The organism is Vibrio sp. 1874 (assembly GCF_033344395.1).
Classification (GTDB): domain Bacteria; phylum Pseudomonadota; class Gammaproteobacteria; order Enterobacterales; family Vibrionaceae; genus Vibrio; species Vibrio alginolyticus.
Genome location: NZ_JAWPOR010000003.1, coordinates 290,144 through 306,346 on the forward strand (window position 1 = coordinate 290,144; position 16,203 = coordinate 306,346).

Below are 16,203 nucleotides of genomic sequence, written 5' to 3' on the forward strand. Positions count from 1 at the left end.
GTACGTTAAAACATTCTAGTGTTTTTGAATGCTAATCAACGACTAATGCGAGCAACCTTAGTCACATTTCTGCTTTTCAATCTTTTCTATTGACTGATTGTACTTATTAAGTGCGGTATCAATTTGTTGGGGATGACTAAGCAGATCAGCGAATGCTGAACGAAGCTCGTAGTTTTTGGGGTGGTTAGTTGATTGACGGTCGCTAAATGTCTGTTTTGCAACTTCACCTAACTTATCGCTTCGGGTCGCTAACTGCTTAACGTCATGTTGCTCTAGTTTTAACCATGCTTCGATTGGCTGTTCCGTCGCAACGCGGCTAGGGTCGTTCTCTAGAAAGTAGTGAACCGCTTCGCGGTTTAATTCAAAGTGATGTTTACGTCCATCCAAGAACCATTGACTCACTTCTTTCAGATCTGGATATTGGGTAACCGTCAAATCAACAAGATCTTGATACCACTGTAGTGAGGCATCGACGTAGCCATCGTATTTGCTAGCAAGACATTGTTGATCTGCGGCAAGCGTAAAAGTTGAGCTTGTAGCGAGGAGCGCTGCAACGACAAAGCGTTTCATTCTTCTTCCTTCTGGTTGTTATCCCTTTATTAACGCAATGCACATCAGTTGATGTTTCTCCCTTCTTTCTATTTGGTCGTGACAAATCGTTGGGCTGAATGACGAAAAGAAAGAGGGGTCTTGCCAAAAAATATTGACCACTTTGACGTTAACTGGGTATTTAAATTTTTGCCGTATTGTAATGGATGTTAAAGCGAAAACCTGAGATCTAGCTAGCAAGTGATACAAAGAAAAGCATCATAACTGGTACCAATAAACTCAAAATAAAGCCGCTAACGATAGCAACAGGAACACAACGCACACCACCGGTAGTTTGAATAACGGGTAGGGTGAAGTCCATTGCTGTTGCACCGGCATAACCAATTGCGGTGCACGGATAGCTACGAATAAAGAGAGGAATGGCAACCAGTGCGACTAACTCTCTCATCAATTCAATCAAGAACGACGCGCCACCAAATACCGGACCAAAAGCGTCACCCATTAAAATACCTGCGAGTGAATACCAGCCAAAACCTGAAGCCATTGCGAGTGCTTGATAAAGAGGAAGATCCAAAAGCACCGCTGCAAGAACGCCACCAAGCATACATGTTGCGATGACAACAGCCGCAATGGCCATTCCTTGTTTATTTAATAGGATTTGACGCAGAGTAAGTCCACTATTGCGCAGCTGAATACCAATAAAAAATAGAAGTAGAAAGAGTATCCATTCGCTTGCTGTATCTACCCAACTCAAATCAATGGGTAACAGCAGGCCAACCACTAACCCTCCGCCAACGACCACGATAAGCTTAACTGACTCTAAAGCCATCGAAGATAACGGTAGCTTCTTTTGATTCTGATTGGTCTGGAGTGGAATAATTTTATCAATAATAGGCAGAGCCAACAGGTTGCAGGCACTTAGACACAAAAAAAACGTACTCGCATAGAGGAGAATACTTTGTAAGTTGCTGCTTAAATTATCGAGCGCCGCCAAACTAAGACCCATCAACGACAAAATGACGTAAATAAGGTAGGACGTTGACTGATTGATCTTCTCCAATAACGAAGATCGAGATATAGGAATTAGATACCCCACCACAAGCGGAGCGAAAATAAATAGCATCCCTGAGAACATAAAGCTCAATGATTCCTTTTTGAGATAACATCAACACGCATAAATCAAATTATCTATCGGTTGAAATTAGAGACATTTCACCACACACAGCTCAGCCTTGAGCGAATCGTTTTATCGCGGATAAGGTATTATCAGAAAGCGATAAATTACAAACCGCTAGCATTGAGTACAGCACGGATTTGATCATTGAAGTCAGTATCACTCATGTTACTAAGTTCATACAAGACTTCTGCACCAGTTAAGTTGAATTCAACTTCATGTTCGTCAATGCGTTCATCGTGATTGCGGAACATCAATAAATGATGCGCAATTCTAGCGATGTCGAGATAACTCACTTCTGGTCGCGTTAACTCGTATTTTTCGTTTGAGGATACTTCTCTGAAGTCGTTGTCAAACCCCCAACGCTCAAGTACCAGTTTACTTGTGGCAGAACAACGTGTTTGGAAGATCTGCAATGCAATATCTGGGTCTAAGTAATTGCCCCTATCTAAGTACAAGTGGTACTCATTAATTAGGCAAAATAACCCAATATCGGCTAATAGACCGACCAATAACGCCTTTTCTTGCTCTAGATGACCATAAGTGCCTGGCTCGTGGCTACGAAACGATTGAACCAACATCACCATGACGGCACCGAGCTCACGAGATATCGCGGCACTCTTCACCAAGATGGCATTGCATTCTTTAGTGAGATTAACTGAGTGTTTAAGTTGCTCAATCGCTTGTGCGGTAACAATATCACGTACACGAAGTATTCCGAGACGAGATACCGCTGTAGTTAAGTCGTTGCAGGTGATATTTCTGCGATTGAAAATCACAGAGTTAGCGACTCGTAAAACGACCGCTGCTAATCCGGGATCTTCCAATAAACAGTTAGCAACATCGGCAATCGTGGTGTGTTCTTCGACACATAACTGCTGAATTTTAAGCACGACATCAGGAATAGGAGGTAACGAAATCTTACCCGTGGCGATGGACTGTTCTACCAGCTGAGCAAACTCGGATTCCAGTGCGTTGATAAGCTTATCTTTATTATTTGGCAGCCAAAAAAATGATAAATGTTCCATTGTGACGCTGTACTTGAGATCTTTCGTACAGTGTACCCTTACAGCGTATTCTTTATCAATTAAATGCGTATTATGTGCCCGTAATTGCCAGCGAGATCATAATGATGGCGTGTTTTAGGCATGCTATGCGTCAAAAAAATATCACCACACAAACAATAAGTGTGAAACTAATCACGTATGCAGAATTTATACTTTTTTATATGTGACCTATGTCCTAACTTATTTTTCAACGTTAAGTATGATTAAGCAAGTTGGTGAGCACAACTCACAAAAATATCGCCAACAAATCGACATTTATAATTCGCTATAAGCTGCTGTTTATCTGGTGACATCGCTAATCGGGGTAATTTATTCAGATTAAAGAGGTCAATGGACATGACAGACCAAGCTTTTTTTAAATATGTACGCACCTTCAGTGAGTACCAAAAACGTTCTATGTTCGGTGGTATTGGTTTATTCACCGATGATGCTATGTTTGCGCTTGTCAGCAATGATTGCTGCTACTTACGTGGTGGTAATGGGCTAGATGAAGTGTTTACTCAACTGAGCTGTGAGAAGTATAAGCACGTCAAAAAACAGACGACGGCAACCGTAAATTATTATGATGTAACCGATTTATTCGAATCCGGATATGTAGGGCTTGATGAACTGGTACAGAAATCAATTGAATACTCAATTAAGGAACGGAAATATCAAAAGTCCTCTGCCAGTAGACGCTTAAGAGACTTACCCAACATGCAACTAACCCTTGAACGTATGGTCAAGAAAGCCGGTGTTGATGACGTAGAAACCTTTTTAGAACTTGGACCTGTAAAAGTCTTCAACAAAGTTAAAACGGCTTACGGTAATGATGTTGATGTAAAGCTACTGTGGAAATTTGCTGGTGCAACTGATGGCGTACATTGGAAACTGATCCAAGAGCCGCGTAAAAAACAGTTATTGGCACTGTGTGACTAAGCGAAGCTGATCGCACAATGATTGACTCGTTTCGATGGAGTTAGCGGGTCGTAAAAGCAAGTGTGAAAAGCGGAAAAAGGACGTTGAAGTTTTTTACCACTTCATTGAGTTAGTCATTAAATTAGACAAAAAAACCGAGGCAGAGACCTCGGTTTTTGTTTTTTTAATTTGCTCTTTTCTTACAGCACAAATCTTAAAACTTAAAACGCGTAGTGAACATTACCTGATCACCGTAAAAATCGTTGATACGAGCTTCAGCACCCAAAGAGAAAAGCTCTGTTGAGTGGAATCGAGCGTAGGCAGAGCCAGTCCAATCGTCATCGTTATCGATAGAAACGTAGCCGACTTTGCCGCCTACTTCTAATTGAGGGCCCAACCATTGGCGAACACCTAAGTTAAGCTCCATACCAACATCTGTGCTGCTCTCATTCGAAGGTTGCACAACGCGCATTAGCATTTCACCAGTAAGATCTGCCCAGTTGTTTAGCGGAGAATGGAAGCCAAAGCCTGCAGCTGAGTCAAAATCACTTTCAAACTCAGAGTCAATACGAGCAATAACATGCGCGTTCGGGTGAATTGATTTGCTGAATCCAGCACCAAATGTCACAGGACTTGCGCCAATACGTGCTTCGAAATAGTCGTAGCTAAAGTTGCTCATAGTTGCTGGCGCATTGCGATCGTTTGCAGCTAGGGCATGGCTTGATGCCACTAGTAAGGCAGCGGCTAATAGTGTTTTACGCATAACTAACGATAAACCTTGTTCATTATTTCCATGGATTCAAGCAACCACTTGAACCGTAATCTGATTTGTCCGACATCATAATAAAAAGGAAGGTCCACGACCAACAAAAATGTGTCGATGTTTTGTCAATTAACTTAATAGTTCCTTGGTTTAAGCAAAAACTACGCCATATACGTAGTGTCCGAGAATTTCACTCGGACAAGTAACGATGTTTTTCTAACCTCATTCGACTATGCGAGGTTAGGTGGTGCAATGAGCATCGTTGAGTTCAAGTTAGAACCAAACACTTTATTACTCGCCAAAGCTTGCTCTTCTTTCTGCCATGGCGTTGAGGATTGCCTCAGAATCAAGGATTTGAGTCCAGGATAGCAGGTTATCATCATTCTCAATCACAAACGCGGTAAGCTGAGACACGATTGCTTTTCTCAATGCTTCACCTTTCCAAGGTTTGGCAATGTAATAATCGAGACTCGCGTTATTTACGGCTTCTACGGTGTCTTCCAAACCAGCTTGTCCTGTGAGTAAAACTTTGCGCGCTGCTTTTGTGTCACCATTTTGACTGAGTTCGATTAAGAAGCTGATCCCAGTTTGTTCCGGCATAATGTGGTCACATAAAATGAGCGCAAGCTGAACTTCTTCTTCCGCCATCTCCTCAATCACTTGCCGAGCTTCAGTCACCGATTCCGCTCCTTCGACGACAAAGTTCTCCTCGAAGGGAGCAAGATCTTGGAGCACGCTATCCAAGACTTCTCGTTCGTCATCGACACATAAAATTAGATACTTGGTCATGTTTCATCTCCTTCTTCGATGACTGGTAACCAGACGGTCATTCGTGTGAACTGGCCGATCTCTGATTCGACGTCAATCCACCCTCTGTGTGCTGTTACGATTTGCTGGCAGATGGACAGCCCGATGCCTAAGCCAAAATTACCTTCTTTTTTTGTGGTGAAGTTCAGCTCGAAAATGGCGTCTCTTTGCGATTCAGGAATGCCACATCCATTATCTTCAAATGAGATAACGGCATAATGTGTGTGCTCTTTTTCTATAAGGCGTGTTTGTATGTTTAACACACCTTTCTCTGGAAATGCGTCAATGGCGTTAGAGACCAAGTTCGTCCACACCTGTTGGAGTGCGATCGGTTGACAAAGGATGGAAGGCAAGTTTGCATAGTCGGTTGAAACTTGGTGCATTTTTAATTTGTTCTCGAAAATCACCAAGGTGTCTTCAATGCCCTCATGAATATCGGCATAGTGCAGGGTCTCATCATCTGACCGAGCATATCCTTTCAGGCTTTTTACCATATCAGCAATTCGTGCTGCACAGACATTAATTGAGCGAAGTGTAGAACCTGCTTTGTGGTATTGCTCTAGTGTATTGAGAGCATGATAAGACGCTTTCTGCTTTCTCGTTAGTTGGGTAAGTAGCTCTTGATCGGACTCTAATCCAAGGCTCACCACTTTTTTTGCCAATGCTCGGTCTGGAAGAGTATGGCTAAGCGCTTTTACGCGTGATCTGAGCTCGGCGGTTGAAGCGGGTTTTGAGGTTTGCGCTTTGCTCAGTAATTCAATGCCTTTGCTTTGTATATCGGAACTGGGCGCATCGTTAAGTAATCGTTCTAGCGTATGCGTTAAATTCTCTACGCCCCTCAATATCGCGGCTACTGGATTGTTTAGTTCGTGTGCCACTCCCGCAACCAATTGGCCAAGCATCGCCATTTTTTCTCTTTCAATGAGCTGCTGGTGGGCTGATTCTAAAGATTCGAGCGTTTTTTGAAGTTGCAGTTTGGTGTTGATGCTTCTTTGCAATCGGCGGTTGAAGTGGCGTAAAAGCAAGTTTGTAAAAAGAGGCAGTAAGTTTGAGTCGCTTTGCATCACTTTATTGAATACGTTGCGATCGAGTTTGATAACTTCTGTTTTGGTTAGTGTTAGAGCTGTCGAGAAAGAACATTCCCCAGTAACAAACGACATGCCTCCGACAATATTCCCTTTGTTATGGCGTACAACCTCTCGCTGCATGCCTTGCTCATCGCGCTTGTACAGAGCCACTTCACCTTCGGTGATAAACCACAAAAAGCAATTTGGCTCGCCTTCCACGGTTAATAAGTGTTCAGGTGAGTATGTACGGCACGCTCTTGTTTCGTCATTATCTTTGAAAAATTGCTGGAGAGCGGAGATCACTTGCTCGGCTAACTCGGCATCAGACATCGAGTGGTAGTCGTGTAAGAATCCGGCTTGATAATGGCTCATCTGGTTATTGATGTGCGCTCGCAACAAGCTGTGATGATCCAATATCTGACTGTAACTTAGCAGGTCTTCTTTGCCATTTCGCAAGATAAATTGGGTCAGCTCTTTTTGCACTGTGTTAAATAAGACGTGATCTGGCAAAGGTTTAGTGAGGCAGTGGTCGAGCCTGCCCTCATTAACGGCAGTGAGAATTGCCTCTATATCAGACGAGCAGCTAATAAGAATTTTTCTTGCTTGCTCGGTATGTGGCATCCGGTCTAAACCAATAAGAAAATCCACGCCGTTAAAATGAGCGTGATGGCTCGCTATAACTAAAGCAACAGTCTGTTCTCTTTCTTCTAGATACTCTAAAGCGCTTTGAGCCTCTTCTATCGATTCGACAGAAAAAATATCAAACTTACTTGAGAAGGCAGACAGCTCCAATCGAAACTGTTCAGCACTGATTGGGTTGTTGTCGAGACACAACACAGCATAACGATTCACAGATGTTTTAGCTCCGGTTAAAACTTCGCCACGCAAACTTTAACAATAAAAGGACATGATGAGTGGGAGCCAAGTATGATTCCTGATTAATGGACTAGAATAAGCATCAATAGTCTGATTTGTCTCAATGTTTTCTCCGCAGGTGGTTTGGGGTAGACTGACCGAAAATATCTAATAAGTGACGTTATGCAAAATCTTAAAAAAATCGGCGCCATTGGTGGTGCTATCTCATTAGCACTGTGTTGGCCATTGGCTGTCGGACAAATTGGTCAGTCCATCATTGAAGATGGTATTACCAATATGAATGATGAAATGATTAAAGGCGAAGTGGTCGAGTATCAGCGTGGCTATTTGTCTTCAGTCGTGCTGACTCGTTATTCAGTTGTTGATCCTGAGCTTAAAACGCAGTTAGAGCGTGATGGTATGCCAACGACGTTTGACGTAACCAGTGATGTTAGCCACGGTCTAACAAGCCTAACAGCAGATTCAAAATTGGTGGACAATGACTTTTTGCCTCTCACGATGCATAGCCAGACTCAACTAAATGGCAATACAGCATTTATCCTCGACCTAGACAGTTGGCATTATCGTAACGAAGCGCAAGGCGTTTCTGTTTCTACAAGCCCTGCAAAAGTAACAGGTGATGTGACGGTATTGGGTGATCTCAATTACCAAGTTTCCGTTCCTTCTGTTCAAGTGGATTTTGAAAACGGTGAAGAGCTTCATCTGAATGCATTGACAGGGCAAGGTAAAGGAAAGCAAGCAAAAGGCTACTGGTTAGGCGAGCAATCTTTCTCTCTAGAGAAGCTAGATGTGGTTGATGCGAACTTAACGCCTGTCTTTTTGATTGAAAATGCGAGCTACCGTGGTAACACTACGATGAGTGAGTCTGGTGATAAGCTGAACAGTCAATTAAACCTAGATGCTAAGAAACTACGTTTAACTGATGGGACGGATGTCGATAACTTTAAGTTGGATTTCTCAATTGCAGATGTGGATAGCCAGTCTTTTGATCAAATTATGTCTATCTATCAAAGCTCTCCTATGTTAGATGAGCAGGAAATTGCGAATTTATTGCCGCATTTCGATACGCTGTTTAGCAAAGGTTTTGATTTATCCGTGAACGAGCTTTCACTCGCGTTCGGTGACGGCAAGTTCCACAATGAGTGGCAACTATCCATCCCTGAAGGTACTGAGCATATTACTCAAGATCCAATGAAGTTGGTAACGGCCACTACTGGTGAACTTAGCACTTACTTCTCTGATGAATTAGTAACGCATTACCCATTTATTCAAGAAGGGATTGATGAGCTCCTTATTATGGAGTTGATCGAAAAAGTAGAGGGCGGTTATCAATTAAAAGCAGAAATTGGTGAAGGCAAATTGAAGTTCGAAAATGGGCATGAGTTCCCATTGGTGGCTCTACTTATGCCTGCTTTGATGCAACAACAGTAATTCGTGTTGTTGCGAATTTGTTCCAATTCAACGCTTAGTCTTTAAAAAGAGGTCGTAAGACCTCTTTTCTTGTTTTTATCACTGCGAAAACGTGATATTAATTTCGTAATATTTACATAGCAGGAGCAATGAGCATCATGGAACAAAATACGGACAACGTATTTAACTTCAGTGCAGGGCCAGCAGGTCTGCCTAAAGCAGTTATGCAGCAAGCACAAAAGGAACTAATCGATTGGCAAGGTCTTGGCACTTCGGTCATGGAAATCAGCCACCGAAGCAAAGAGTTCATCAAAGTTGCAGAAGAAGCCGAGCAGGATTTACGTGATCTTCTGAATATTCCGGACAACTATAAAGTGCTGTTCTGCCAAGGTGGTGCTCGTGCTCAGTTTGCTGCTGTTCCTCTAAACTTACTTGGTGATGCCGATACGGCAACTTACATCGATGGTGGTTATTGGGCTGAAAGCGCGGTAGCTGAAGCGAAAAAATACTGCGAACCAGACGTGTTTGATGCAAAAACAGAAATCAACGGGAAAGTCGCGGTTCTACCTGCAAGTGAATGGAAAATTGCTCCAGAAGCGGCTTACGTTCACTTCTGTCCAAATGAGACCATTGATGGTATTGAGATTAACGATCTTCCTATCACCGACAAACCGATTGTTGCTGACATGTCTTCGACAATTCTTTCTCGTGAGATCGATGTGTCTAAATACGGTGTGATTTACGCGGGCGCTCAGAAAAATATTGGTCCTTCCGGCATTGCTATTGCTATCGTGCGCGATGATTTATTAGGTATGGCGAAGCAGGTTCTACCAAGTATCTTGGATTACACTGTTTTGGCAGAAAAAGAATCAATGTTCAACACGCCACCAACCTTTGCATGGTACCTGTCTGGTCTTGTTTTCAAATGGCTGAAGGGACAGGGCGGAGTAAAAGCGATTGAGCAAGTGAACCGCGCTAAAGCCGCGCTACTGTATGATTACATCGATCAGTCTGATTTCTACCGTAATGGCGTGCACTCAGCGAACCGTTCTTTGATGAACGTTCCATTTCAACTTGCTAAGCCTGAACTGGATGCAACCTTCCTTGAGTTAGCAGACTCTAAAGGGCTGAAAGCGCTAAAAGGTCACCGAGCAGTTGGTGGTATGCGAGCATCCATTTATAACGCAATGCCGCTAGAAGGCGTTCAAGCGTTAGTAGACTTCATGCAAGAGTTTGAGAAAAACTACGCGTAAGCTCAAACTGATAGTTGTTCTCCAAAGCGTCGCTATTGCGGCGCTTTTGTTTATCTCAACTCACATCATTCCAGGAAGGTAAAATGACCAAGGCAAATATTGAAGCGCTGACTAAGCAGTTCCCACTCTTGGCTGCACTTATTGATCTTGAAGAGGTTTGTTGGTTCAACCCCCATATCACTTCCTTGGAGGAAGGCTTATCTCATGTCGGGTTAGATGAAAAAGATATTCAAGCGGCGAGTGAACGGCTAACACGATTTGCGCCTTATTTGATGAAAGCGTTTCCCGAAACGGAAACGTCGCGTGGCGTTATTGAGTCCGCAGTGGTGGATATTCCCAATATGAAAGTGCGTTTGGAGCAGCAATACGACACACCAATATTGGGCCATTTAATGCTCAAAAAAGACAGTCATTTGCCAATTTCTGGTTCGATCAAAGCGAGAGGTGGTATTTATGAAGTGCTCACTCATGCAGAAAAGTTGGCGTTTGAAGCCGGCTTGCTCTGTGAAAGCGATGATTACAGCAAATTGTTCAGCAATGAGTTTCGGCAGTTTTTTAAGCAGTACAGTATTGCAGTTGGCTCAACCGGCAATCTTGGTATGTCCATCGGTATCATGAGTGCGAAGCTGGGTTTTTCAGTTTCAGTCCACATGTCTGCGGATGCGCGGGAATGGAAGAAAAATAAGCTCCGGTCACATGGTGTTAATGTCGTAGAGCACCAAGAAGATTATGGTATTGCTGTCGCGCAAGGTCGTAAAGAGGCAGAAAAAGATCCCAACTGTTTCTTTATCGATGATGAAAACTCACGGACGCTGTTTCTAGGTTACTCTGTTGCGGGTGAGCGTCTTAAGCAGCAATTTGATGACTTGGGAATCGTTGTTGATGAGCATCATCCATTGTTTGTTTATCTTCCTTGTGGTGTTGGCGGCGGGCCTGGTGGCGTGGCATTTGGCTTGAAGGTAGCGTTTGGCGAGCATGTCCATTGTATTTTCGCGGAGCCAACGCACTCCCCGTGCATGCTGTTGGGCGTACATACAGGCTTGCATGACGATATTTCGGTACAAGATTTGGTTATCGATAACATCACCGCCGCTGATGGCTTGGCAGTCGGGCGTGCCTCGGGATTTGTCGGAAGAGCGATGGAAAGGCTACTTGATGGTTTTTACACCATTGATGACGCTCGTATGTATCACCACTTGGGTGAGTTAAGTGAACTGGAAGGTATTAATCTAGAGCCTTCTGCATTAGCCGGTATGATTGGGGCAGTGCACGTCTCGAATAACCATGCTTATCAGTCTCAAATGAAATTTGACGAAGAAAAACTCAAAAACGCAACACATCTTGTTTGGGCAACTGGTGGGGGCATGGTTCCGGAAGATGAAATGGCGGCTTATCTCAAAAAATCTGGTCGGTAAATCAGCACTGTATACGTGCTTAATTAGGTAACTAATTAATACAGGAATAACAAAAGGGCTCATCGTTTGATGAGCCCTTCTCGTCACTGAAAATCGAATTATAGAGATTGTAATAGCTGGTAGTAACGACCTTTTTGAGCGAGTAGCGTTGGATGGTCGCCTTGTTCGATGATCTCACCTTGTTCCATCAAACAGATGCTATCCATACTTTCTAACTCTATCAGTCGGTGTGTAATGAATACTACTGTCTTATTAGCAAAGTGTTCATTGAAAAGCGCCATCACTTTTTGTTCCGTACGCTTATCGAGGCCTTCAGTCGGTTCATCTAAGAGTAGGATTGGGGCATCACGTAGCAATGCTCGAGCAATGCCGATTCGACGTTTCTCACCGCCAGATAACTGACGACCGCCGTCGCCTAACCAAGCGTCTAACCCCGGCTCTTCAAGAAGTCCGCCAAGCTCGACTTTTTGTAAAATAGTAGACAGTTGCTCATCACTTGCATCCGGAGCGGCCATGAGTAAGTTGTCACGTAGTGTCCCGTTTAGTACATCTACGCGTTGACTGATCACAGTCATTGCTGATCGCAGGTCCGACTCGCTCCAATCTTGCAGTTTTGTACCACCGATTCGAACTTCACCTTGGTTAACATCCCAGTAGCGGCAAAGAAGCTGAATCAGTGTTGATTTACCTGAACCTGTTTGACCTACAATTGCAGTTTTAGTGCCCAACGGTAGTGAGAGTGACAAGTCTTTCAGCACCTTTTGCTGACCGTCAGGGTAAGTAAAATCTATGTTGTCGAATTCAATGTCTAACGTTGTGTCTTTATGTTTCGACAGCTCAGGGAAGACAACGTCAGGTTCAGCCAAAATTACTTCATTTAAACGACGAGCAGAGGTCAACGTTTGACCGAGATACTGGAATGCGCCCGCGATAGGCATCAGAATCTCAAAGCTCGCCATGGTTGCAAACGCAAACAGCGCAATCCAAGGATCAGGAGCACGACCACCTACGCCGTCTGCAGCAAACCAAAGCATCACAACCAGTGTAATGCCGTTCACCAGCATAAGCAGGCCTGAAGCCATGCCCGTTAAGTTCGCGTTCACAAATTGGTTAGACAGCAACTGCTTCTGCTTCTCTAGAATGAGATTACGATAACGTTCTTCTGCTCCAAAGATACTCAGTTCGCTGTAGCCTTGAAGCCAGTCCAGTGTCGCCACTCGCAATTGCGCTTTATGATGAGTGAGATTCTCGCCATTGTTTTTACCCAGTTTATAGAACAGCACTGGCCATACAAACAACATGACGGTAAGAATCGAGCCAAGCAGTAGGGCGAGATGCCAATCAAAGAACGCTAGGACAGCCGTTAAACTCAATATGCCAAAAATACCAATCACGACAGGGCTGATAAGTCGAAGGTATACGTGATCCATCGCATCTACGTCCGCTACTAGACGGTTGAGCAGATCGGCATCACGCATCGTAGAAACACGACCCGGAATCAGTGGTGCAAGTTTCTTAAAGAAGAAGATACGTAGATCGGTAAGCAGCTTGAACGTTGCATTGTGGCTAACGACACGTTCTCCCCATCGACCTGCGGTTCGAGCCATTGCAGCGCCGCGTACCCCGGCACCTGGTAACATGTAGTTGAAGGTCTCACGAGCAACCGTCAAGCCTGCCACCGCTGCGGCTGAAATAAACCAACCTGATAGCGTTAATAAGCCAATAGATGCCGCTAAGGTCAGAAATGCCAGTAGCATACCTAGCGAAAGACCAAACCAGTGTTTCTTATAGAGTTTTAGATAAGGGAGTAAATCACGCATCTAAGTTCCCCTTGTCTGTTTCACGTTGTGCGAGGTTCGCTTCCAACATGTCTTTAAATAAGCCATCTTCTGTCGACAGTGTGGCGTAATCACCACGTTGAACAATCTGGCCGTCCTGCATAACAAGAATTTGCGATACGTTTTGTAAAGGCGCAAGTTGGTGAGTAATCATCAAATTCGTTGTGGCATGCGCATACTTGTTAATGCCTTCCATCACGAGTTTTTCACTGCGAGCATCTAAGCTTGCGGTTGGTTCATCTAATAACCAAAAACGACCATTTTGTAGCATGGCGCGAGCCAGTGCTAAACGCTGCGCTTGGCCGACAGATAAACCACCAGAACGATCAGATATCGGATAATCCAACCCATGCATTTCAACAAATTCAGCAGCGTGAGAGTCATTCAACACAGAATGTACGTCTGCATCCTGAACATTGTGCTTACCTAGTGTGATGTTATCTCGAATGCTACCGTGTAATAGCATCGGGTTTTGACCAATCCAGCTTACTGCCTCTCGCCATGTGGCTAGATCCAGTTGCGACAATTCACAACCATTAATCTTCAAGCTACCTTGATAAGGCATGAAACCGAGGATGGTGTTTACCAAGCTTGTTTTACCTGCGCCACTTGGTCCAACTAAAGCCGTACTTTTGTTGGCTTCAAGAGAGAAGGATAGGGGACCTGCGAGCTGCTTACCTTCCGGACTAAAAATGGTTAACTGGTTCGCTTCAATATGGATAGGGCTGTTTTTATCTAACGCTTGGGTACCATCTTTGATTTGATCGACTTCCAAATCCAGAAACTCGACAATGCTTTCTGCTGCCCCAACCGCTTGCTGTTTCGCATGATAGAACGTGCCCAAATCACGTAATGGCTGATAAAACTCTGGAGCAAGAATCAGAATGAACAAACCAGCAAAGAGCGTAACACCTGTGCCGTAGTAGCCGAAGTCCAGCTCCCCGATATAACTAAAGCCAAAGTAGACAGCGGTAATTGCGATAGAAATGGAAGTGAAAAACTCTAACACCGCAGAAGACAGAAACGCGATTTTCAGAACGTCCATGGTACGAGTACGAAAGACTTCTGAAGCCCCCTTTAGCGTCTCAGTTTCAGATTTTGTTCTATCGAATAAGCGAATGGTTGTCATTGCTTGCAAGCGGTCATAAAAGTGACCCGACAAACGCTGCATCGCTTTAAAGTTTTTACGGTTTGCTTCTGCGGCTTTCATCCCAACCAGTGCCATGAAAATAGGCACTAGTGGTGCAGTGACCAGGAAGATCAAGCCTGCTGCCCAGTTTACTGGGAATACGACAACCAAAATGATGAAAGGCACTAGTACCGATAATGACATTTGAGGCAAGTAGCGTGAGAAGAAATCTTGCATATCTTCTACCTGCTCTAAGATGAGCGTTGCCCAACTGCCAGCAGGTTTGCCTTTGATGTAAGCTGGCCCAAGCTTATGAACTTTATCTAAAATGAGTTGGCGAATATAAACTCGAATTTGCTCCCCGCAACGGTAACCGGCAAGCTCTCGACCCCAGGTACAAGCAGCTCGACCGATAACCGTGCCACCGAGCCCAACAAAATGCCAAATGAGCTCGGCTTTGTCGACTTGGTCAATGATTAACTGGTGCAGAATGGAGGCGAGCAGGGCTGCTTGAGCCAATAAAAACACGCTTGAAAGTACGCCTAGGCCTATCGCAATCATAAGCCAGCGCTTGGCTAACTTACTTTGTTGCTTCAGCCACTTATTCAAGCTGCTTTGCTTTTTCTTATCCATCGTGAAGGCTTAATGATAATTGTTTTAATGAGGCGGTAGTATACAAAAGAAAACCCAGCGGGAATACCGCTGGGCTTTAAGGATATGACACAAATGTGAAAAGTTATTTGTCACCAAGTGAGTCTAAGAAACGTTCAGCATCTAATGCAGCCATACAACCTGTACCTGCAGAGGTGATCGCTTGACGGTAGTTGTGGTCCATTACGTCGCCAGCTGCAAATACACCTTCGATACTAGTTTGTGTTGCGTTGCCTTCAAGACCTGATTGAACGATGATGTAGCCATCTTTCATGTCTACTTGGCCTTCAAAGATTTGTGTGTTTGGCTGGTGACCAATTGCGATGAATGCACCCATTACATCGATATCTTCTGTCGCACCGCTGTTCACGTCTTTAATGCGGACGCCCGTTACGCCCATATCGTCACCCAGTACTTCATCGAGAGTGCGATCGGTATGAAGAACGATATTACCGCTTTCAACTTTATCCATCAGACGTTTCACAAGGATCTTCTCTGCGCGGAATGAATCGCGGCGGTGGATCAGGTGAACTTCTGACGCAATGTTAGATAGGTATAGCGCTTCTTCAACAGCCGTGTTACCACCGCCCACAACTGCAACTTTCTGATTACGGTAGAAGAAACCGTCACAGGTTGCACAAGCAGAAACGCCGCGACCTTTAAATGCTTCTTCAGACTCAAGGCCAAGGTATTTTGCTGATGCGCCGGTAGATATGATTAAGGCATCACAAGTGTACTCACCTGAGTCGCCTTTTAAACGAAATGGGCGTTGTGATAGCTCTACTTCATTGATGTGATCAAATACGATTTCAGTTTCAAAACGCTCGGCGTGTTCTTTCATGCGATCCATCAATGCTGGACCTGTCAGTCCCTCAGCATCGCCTGGCCAGTTTTCAACTTCAGTTGTGGTGGTTAGCTGACCACCTTGTTGCATTCCCGTCACAAGCACAGGGTTTAAGTTTGCACGCGCTGCGTAGACGGCAGCTGTGTATCCTGCAGGACCAGAACCAAGAATTAATAATTTACAGTGTTTTACGTCGCTCATTATGGCTCCAAAAAGGGCGTAACATTTCCCTCGATTGTATGGAAATTCTTAGTGCTTTAAAAGCATAAACAACGATTGTGATCGAATAATTGGTTATAGATTAGAACCCACTAAATATTGATTGAGAACGTTGACTTCTAGCATAAAATTCTATTCGTAGTAGAGAAGCCTAGTTTCAAATATTGTCAAAGCGTAAAACTGAAACATGGCTCTGTTTTTGTGGTTTGGTTTGGTTTGTTATGTTGTTTTCGTCGTTTTGTTG

Annotated in this window: 13 protein-coding genes; 4 read left to right on the forward strand and 9 right to left on the reverse strand. The window is 44.1% G+C overall.

Features of this window, described 5'->3' with window-relative positions; all coding sequences use genetic code 11:
- Nucleotides 1–57 precede the first annotated feature (57 nt).
- From R8N46_RS08725 to R8N46_RS08735, 3 genes are all read right to left on the reverse strand, one after another.
- The gene (locus R8N46_RS08725; RefSeq protein WP_017634875.1) at nt 58–570 is read right to left on the reverse strand and encodes a hypothetical protein; all 513 of its coding nucleotides are present in this window, start codon (nt 568–570) and stop codon (nt 58–60) included.
- Nucleotides 571–778: 208 nt separating this feature from the next.
- Complete coding sequence (locus R8N46_RS08730; RefSeq protein WP_005378011.1) at nt 779–1,684, reverse strand: lysine exporter LysO family protein; 906 nt, start codon at nt 1,682–1,684, stop codon at nt 779–781.
- Between the two features lie 146 nt (nt 1,685–1,830).
- A complete protein-coding gene (locus R8N46_RS08735) occupies nt 1,831–2,751 on the reverse strand; it encodes an HDOD domain-containing protein (RefSeq protein WP_005378009.1) in 921 nt (306 codons plus the stop codon).
- Between the two features lie 369 nt (nt 2,752–3,120).
- Here R8N46_RS08735 and R8N46_RS08740 point away from each other — a divergent pair, with 369 nt between their 5' ends.
- Complete coding sequence (locus R8N46_RS08740; RefSeq protein ID WP_005378007.1) at nt 3,121–3,708, forward strand: TfoX/Sxy family DNA transformation protein; 588 nt, start codon at nt 3,121–3,123, stop codon at nt 3,706–3,708.
- A gap of 193 nt (nt 3,709–3,901) precedes the next feature.
- Here R8N46_RS08740 and R8N46_RS08745 read toward each other — a convergent pair whose 3' ends face one another.
- From R8N46_RS08745 to R8N46_RS08755, 3 genes are all read right to left on the reverse strand, one after another.
- Nucleotides 3,902–4,450 (reverse strand): hypothetical protein, encoded by a 549-nt coding sequence (locus tag R8N46_RS08745; protein ID WP_005378006.1) that lies wholly within the window; start codon nt 4,448–4,450, stop codon nt 3,902–3,904.
- Between the two features lie 291 nt (nt 4,451–4,741).
- Nucleotides 4,742–5,239, reverse strand: coding sequence for a response regulator (locus R8N46_RS08750; RefSeq protein ID WP_005378005.1), 498 nt, complete (start codon nt 5,237–5,239; stop codon nt 4,742–4,744).
- Nucleotides 5,236–7,176 carry an ATP-binding protein gene (locus R8N46_RS08755; RefSeq protein WP_053349539.1) on the reverse strand — a complete coding sequence of 647 codons (1,941 nt, stop codon included), beginning with the start codon at nt 7,174–7,176 and terminating at the stop codon, nt 5,236–5,238. Before R8N46_RS08755 ends, R8N46_RS08750 begins: the two co-directional genes overlap by 4 nt.
- A gap of 186 nt (nt 7,177–7,362) precedes the next feature.
- Here R8N46_RS08755 and R8N46_RS08760 point away from each other — a divergent pair, with 186 nt between their 5' ends.
- The 3 genes from R8N46_RS08760 (at nt 7,363) to R8N46_RS08770 (ending at nt 11,278) form a co-directional block, all read left to right on the forward strand.
- Nucleotides 7,363–8,631: a DUF945 family protein gene (locus tag R8N46_RS08760; protein ID WP_115385875.1), complete on the forward strand. Its 1,269-nt coding sequence runs from the start codon at nt 7,363–7,365 to the stop codon at nt 8,629–8,631.
- A gap of 137 nt (nt 8,632–8,768) precedes the next feature.
- Nucleotides 8,769–9,863 (forward strand): 3-phosphoserine/phosphohydroxythreonine transaminase, encoded by a 1,095-nt coding sequence (gene serC / locus R8N46_RS08765; protein WP_054574045.1) that lies wholly within the window; start codon nt 8,769–8,771, stop codon nt 9,861–9,863.
- Nucleotides 9,864–9,946: 83 nt separating this feature from the next.
- Nucleotides 9,947–11,278: a D-serine ammonia-lyase gene (locus R8N46_RS08770; protein ID WP_213972293.1), complete on the forward strand. Its 1,332-nt coding sequence runs from the start codon at nt 9,947–9,949 to the stop codon at nt 11,276–11,278.
- 98 nt (nt 11,279–11,376) lie between these two features.
- Here the strand turns inward: R8N46_RS08770 and cydC are convergent, their stop codons facing one another.
- The 3 genes from cydC to trxB form a co-directional block, all read right to left on the reverse strand.
- Nucleotides 11,377–13,098 (reverse strand): heme ABC transporter ATP-binding protein/permease CydC, encoded by a 1,722-nt coding sequence (cydC, locus tag R8N46_RS08775; RefSeq protein ID WP_115385878.1) that lies wholly within the window; start codon nt 13,096–13,098, stop codon nt 11,377–11,379.
- A complete protein-coding gene (cydD, locus tag R8N46_RS08780) occupies nt 13,091–14,878 on the reverse strand; it encodes a heme ABC transporter permease/ATP-binding protein CydD (protein WP_042521981.1) in 1,788 nt (595 codons plus the stop codon). Before cydD ends, cydC begins: the two co-directional genes overlap by 8 nt.
- Before the next feature lie 103 nt (nt 14,879–14,981).
- Nucleotides 14,982–15,941 (reverse strand): thioredoxin-disulfide reductase, encoded by a 960-nt coding sequence (trxB, locus tag R8N46_RS08785; RefSeq protein ID WP_005377991.1) that lies wholly within the window; start codon nt 15,939–15,941, stop codon nt 14,982–14,984.
- Between the last annotated feature and the right edge of the window lie 262 nt (nt 15,942–16,203).